At 44.2% G+C, this 5,709-nt stretch carries 4 protein-coding genes; 3 read left to right on the top strand and 1 reads right to left on the bottom strand.

Annotated elements, in window-relative coordinates; all coding sequences use genetic code 11:
- Together ACWVCM_RS08685 and acs are read left to right on the top strand one after the other, a co-directional pair.
- Positions 1 to 330 (top strand): glutamate--tRNA ligase family protein (locus ACWVCM_RS08685; RefSeq protein WP_455201344.1); only part of this gene is annotated, 330 nt, incomplete at its 5' end.
- A 131-nt stretch (positions 331 to 461) separates the two neighbouring features.
- Entirely contained in the window at positions 462 to 2,426 is a 1,965-nt protein-coding gene (acs, locus tag ACWVCM_RS08690) for an acetate--CoA ligase (RefSeq protein WP_455201345.1), read from the top strand.
- Between the two features lie 102 nt (positions 2,427 to 2,528).
- Here acs and ACWVCM_RS08695 read toward each other — a convergent pair whose 3' ends face one another.
- Entirely contained in the window at positions 2,529 to 3,233 is a 705-nt protein-coding gene (locus ACWVCM_RS08695; RefSeq protein ID WP_455201346.1) for a hypothetical protein, read from the bottom strand.
- Positions 3,234 to 3,769: 536 nt separating this feature from the next.
- On the opposite strand from ACWVCM_RS08695, the gene ACWVCM_RS08700 reads away from it, so the two are divergent.
- Positions 3,770 to 5,680: a GAF domain-containing sensor histidine kinase gene (locus ACWVCM_RS08700; RefSeq protein ID WP_455201347.1), complete on the top strand. Its 1,911-nt coding sequence runs from the start codon at positions 3,770 to 3,772 to the stop codon at positions 5,678 to 5,680.
- Positions 5,681 to 5,709 lie beyond the last annotated feature (29 nt).

A 5,709-nucleotide genomic window follows, 5' to 3' on the forward strand; every position in this document is an offset into this window, starting at 1 on the left:
ATTACAGAAATCGAACGCGGTAGTGATTTACTCGACAACACGCCGCGGCAAATATTCCTGCAACGTGTGCTTGGTTTAGCACAGCCAGAGTATGCCCATTTGCCCATCGCGACCAATGTCAATGGTGAAAAATTAAGCAAACAAACTTTTGCCCAGCCAGTCAGCAACTTCCCCCCTTCCGTTAACCTGATCAAAGTCCTTGAATTTCTGGGACAAAACCCGCCTGCCGAACTTGCTACGTGCGAACTGGACAGTATATGGCAATGGGCTCTCGAGCACTGGCAACTGCACAGAGTACCCAAAGTCCTCAAAATCTCACTGGATGCCTAGCAAGCAATCACGGCCTGTTTAGGCGGTCTTTTTTGCGCTGGGTCAGTGTCTTGGTCGACCAGTAGTGCGGTAATACGGTATCGTTTGTTAACATAAGCCAAAACAATGACAACCAAGCACAGGAGAAGCTTATGGCCACAGATAACATCGAATCCATACTGCAGGAAAATCGTTTGTTCCCACCGTCTGATGGCTTTACGAAGCAAGCACGTCTCAATAAGGAGTCCCTGGACGAGCTAATAAAAAGCGCCCAACAGGATCATGAAGGCTTCTGGGCGGGTTTGGCGCGCGATGAACTCAGCTGGCAAAAACCATTCACACAGGTCCTGGACAGCAGCAAGGCACCCCACTTTCGCTGGTTTTACGACGGTACCCTGAATGTTTCCTATAACTGTCTGGATCGACACCTGGATTCACTGGGTAATAAAACCGCGATTGTATTTGAGGGCGAAAAAGGTGATACACAGCACCTGACGTTCTCAGAACTGCACAGCAAAGTTTGTGAATTTGCCAATGGCTTGAAATCCATCGGTATTAAAAAAGGCGATCGAGCGGTTATTTACATGCCCATGGTACCGGAAGCGGCTATCGCTATGTTAGCGTGCGCACGCATAGGCGCCATTCATTCCGTAGTATTTGGTGGCTTCTCCGCAGAATCATTAAAAGATCGAATCGAAGACGCCGGCGCAGTTTGCGTGATAACTGCTGACGGTGGTCATCGTGGTGGCAAAATCGTAGAGCTTAAAGCAGCTACCGATAAAGCACTCTCCCATGGTTGCGAGACGATTAACAAGGTTGTCGTTTTAAAACGCACCGGACACGACATCAATTTTGACGCAAGCCGGGATATCTGGTGGGATCAATTGATCGAAGGCCAAAGTTCAGATTGCGAACCCGAATGGATCGACAGCGAACATCCACTGTTCCTTTTATACACCTCAGGCTCTACGGGTAAACCAAAAGGTATTCAACATTCCTCAGCCGGGTATTTGCTTAACTCTATTATCACCATGAAATGGGTGTTTGATATCAAGGATGACGACATCTACTGGTGTACTGCAGATGTTGGCTGGATCACCGGCCATAGTTATGTCACTTACGGACCATTAGCCGTTGGCGCTACCATGTTAATGTATGAAGGCGCACCCGTGGTGCCCGATCCTGGCCGGTTCTGGAAAATTTGCCAGGATCATAAAGTCACTATTTTTTATACCGCCCCAACAGCCATACGCGCCTTGATGAAACAGGGTGATGACTACCCAAACAGCTACGACCTTTCCAGTATTCGTTTACTGGGAACGGTGGGTGAACCCATCAATCCGGAAGCCTGGATGTGGTATCACAAAGTAATTGGTAAGGAAAATTGTCCTATCGTCGATACCTGGTGGCAAACGGAAACCGGCGCTAACATGATTGCACCGGTTCCAGGCGCTGTTCCTACCAAACCCGGCTCTTGTACAAAGGCCTTACCCGGTATCGACGCAGCAATTGTGGACGAGGACGGAAATGCCATCGAAACGGCGAACCAGGGTGGTTACCTGGTGATTCGCAAACCCTGGCCATCCATGTTACGAACCATCTGGGGTGACGATCAACGTTACAAGGATACCTACTGGGGTAAGTTTGACGGAAAATATTACCTGGCTGGAGACAGTGCTCGTTGCGATGAAGATGGGTACTTCTGGATTATGGGTCGCATCGATGATGTTCTCAATGTGTCTGGACATCGGCTGGGCACCATGGAAGTCGAATCAGCACTGGTTGCTAATCCTAAAGTTGCTGAAGCGGCAGTTGTTGGTCGACCAGACGAAGTCAAAGGTGAAGGTATTTTTGCCTTTGTGGTGTTACGTGGAGAACGCCCCGAGGGCGGCATTGACGAAGCGTTGATGCAGGAACTCCGTGCCTGGGTTGGAGAACAAATTGGTCCAATCGCCAAACCGGACGAAATTCGCTTTGCCGATAACTTACCGAAAACACGTTCCGGAAAAATTATGCGTCGCCTGTTAAGGACCATCGCCAAAGGAGAAGAAATTACCCAGGACACCTCCACTTTGGAAAACGAAGCAATCCTGCAGCAATTACAAGGCAAGGCATGATCCGGTACGTCATAAAAAAAGCAACCTGAATCAGCTTCAGGTTGCTTTTTTATTTTTTAACATTGAATTTCCAGGCGTTCAGATTAGCATCGATAATCAGCCTTAACTTTCCGCCTCATCAAAATAAACTTCAATATTCAGTTCACCAACAAACAACGCATCTATCTGCATGCCCTGCTTATCGTGGCTAACGCTAAAACCTTTTTGTTCCATTGGATTTATAGCACCAAATGCAAGCTCCCCTTTGGGTAAGGTCACATCCATCGTTACCCGCATTGGATAGTAACCATCGAGAAAGCGTCTATGAAATGGGCCATTATGCATACTGTAGGTCCCATCAAAGTTAGGATATAAAGAATGAACTTCCGCCGTTACACAAACCCGTGCATTTTCGGAAATATTGATTAATTGAACTGAATTTTTCTCTACCCACGCCTTTTCCACACCAACACTGGATAGAACCTGTATGTTTCGAGTCCTTCGACCGTGGTACATAATTTCAGCGATAGAAACCTTATCCAGATTTTCATGACATTGAACCAGGTCGACCCATCCATCTTTCAAACTTTGTGAATTTATCACCAGCTTGTTATGCAGCACATGGGGTGGTTTGTCAGGAGGTGAAGCTAAAAATTCCAGATCGCCTTCGTTAACAGCAAGTGCCCGTTCTTCAGAATCGTCATTAATAAATTGCTCCCATTCATCATCCGTATTGGCAGCCTTCATACCCATAATACTGATAGCGGCGAAAGCAAATACCAGTAAACTCCAAACATTTTTTTTAATAGTAGTCACCATCCACATCATTAAACCTCCTGTAAACCTGCTCTCGAATACCTGCAGAATTAAGAAGTCTCAATATTCGATAAAAAAGCAAGCATAAGAACCAGCTGTTAATCTAACGAGCTTATTGCGCTCTCGCAACCATAAAATCTCTGACAGTTTTTTTACCGGTCAGATTGAAACAAAAGCAAGGAATAAAGCTATAATAAATCAGGACGTTACCGTTTTACGCTTTTGTTATATAATTTATGATTTCTGGATAAAAAACGTGTCCATACAGTAAATAATGACTAACCGATCATGTCGATTCCAGAGATAAATCGTTAATTTTTCAGGAAAATTCGGGCTAAAGCTTTATCTAAAAAAGCCGTAAAAATATACAGTTATTCTACGAAAGACAACAAATTGAAAATTTTCAATGCAACATCAAAGATATTGAGTGGCAGTTAACGCTAATGGGTGCAAAATATTTTTCGCTACTCAGCCTTCGTTTAAAATTAATGCATAAAAATTAAATATTCGAAACAGGGCTTGATCAGTTAAACGTTAACCGAGAAATTATGAAGATCACTGGATCAAAAACGTTTTTCATTATTGGCTTTATCAGTATCATCATGCTACTGATAGCGTTAATAATTGTCTGGCATAACACCATTCTTACCAGCACCGAACGCTTACAACGTATTGCTGACGCTCAGTTAGAAACTTCACTGTTGACCACCATGCGCGATGCCACCCATCGACGGGCAATTTCCCTGGCCCGTATGAACGCCATGGATGATCCCTTTGACCGAGATGAAGAATTTATCAAAATTCGCGAAATGGGCACCACCTTCCTTAAAGCAAGGGACAAGCTTTGGGATCGCCCCATGAATAAGCAAGAAGAATTAGCATGGGAAGTTGCCAGAAAAAGAATGAATGAAGGTGGTATGACTCAACAGCGTGTATTAACGCTTATCCAGGATGATGCAATGGATGAAGCTAAAAAAGCCTTCATTAAAGAGGTAGTACCGTTGCAGGATTCCTTTGTCGACAGTATATCGGATATCCTGGAGATGAAACGTAATGAAGTTGAAAAGGAACTGGCCCAGGCAGCAAAGCACAACGAAGAAGCGTATCGCTTTATTGGCTTGCTTGGAAGCGTAGCATTCATCTTGAGCATATTTATGGTAGTTGTTATCCAGCGCACCAATAAAACAGAAACAGCACTGGTTGAACAGAGTGACCGTATTCGCTCACTCTACGAAGTATCATCCATGGCAGGTCTGAAGCTAAGCGAACAAATAGATGAGATGCTTTATCTTGGTTGTCGCTTCCTGAAAATGGATTGCGGCCGGGTTAACAAAATAGAGCCTGAAAAAAATATCTCAACAGTTCTAAATGTCGCAGGTAACGATACCTTTGGTCAAACACCCGGGATGATGTATTTCCTTGACGAAAGCATTTGTAGTCTAACAATTGATTCAAGCGGCCCACTAGCCATTACCGATATTAAGGATCCCAAAATACGCGGGCATCACAAGAGTTTAAGGATTGCCAAGGTACAATCGTATATCGCCGCCCCAATAACGGTAAACGGCAAAGTTTACGGTACTGTAAATTTTTCGTCGCGCAATAAACGCAGCACAAACTTTGCTGAAACTGACAAAGACCTTGTCAATCTCATTGGCAGCTGGGTAAGTGTCGCCATTGAACGCCAACTCCAACAACAGGAGCTTAGCGTTGCAAAAGATACGGCTGAGTCCGCCAATAAAACCAAGAGCGCCTTTCTTGCCAATATGAGTCACGAATTACGTACACCTTTAAACGCAATTATTGGTTACAGTGAAATGCTATCTGAAGAAGCTGCTGATTCCGAAAACCGCGAGACAGTATCCGACCTGGAAAAAATCAACATGTCTGGCCATCACCTGTTATCACTCATAGATGATGTACTGGATTTGTCAAAAATTGAAGCGGGCAGAATGGAGTTTGTGTTTGAAGACTTTGATATTGAGCCTGTTATTAATGAAACTATCGCAACAATCATGCCTTCTATCGACAAGAATAACAACAATCTCAAGCTTAATTTGAGTGGAAAGAAATTTGCACTACATGCAGACAAAATGCGATTTAAGCAGGTACTCTTTAATTTGTTGAGTAACGCAAACAAATTTACCAAAAATGGCAACATTGAAATTAACGTAAAATCACTTACTCAGAATGATCGTGCCTGCCTGGCCATTGAGGTTAAAGATAGTGGTATCGGAATGTCGCCAGAACAAATGACCCGCGTGTTTGAAGCATTTACCCAGGCCGATCCATCAATCAGCAAAGAATACGGTGGCACAGGTTTAGGCCTGGCTATCAGCCGCCGAATCTGTACGTTAATGGATGGAGAAATTTCAGTAGATAGCGTTGAGAATGTTGGCTCGAGTTTTACGGTAATACTACCCACCGCGCAGGCCAATAAAGATGTCGCCGTCGCATAATTTTCTAAAGCTATTTTCTCGAATATTCC

The organism is Kaarinaea lacus (assembly GCF_975902315.1).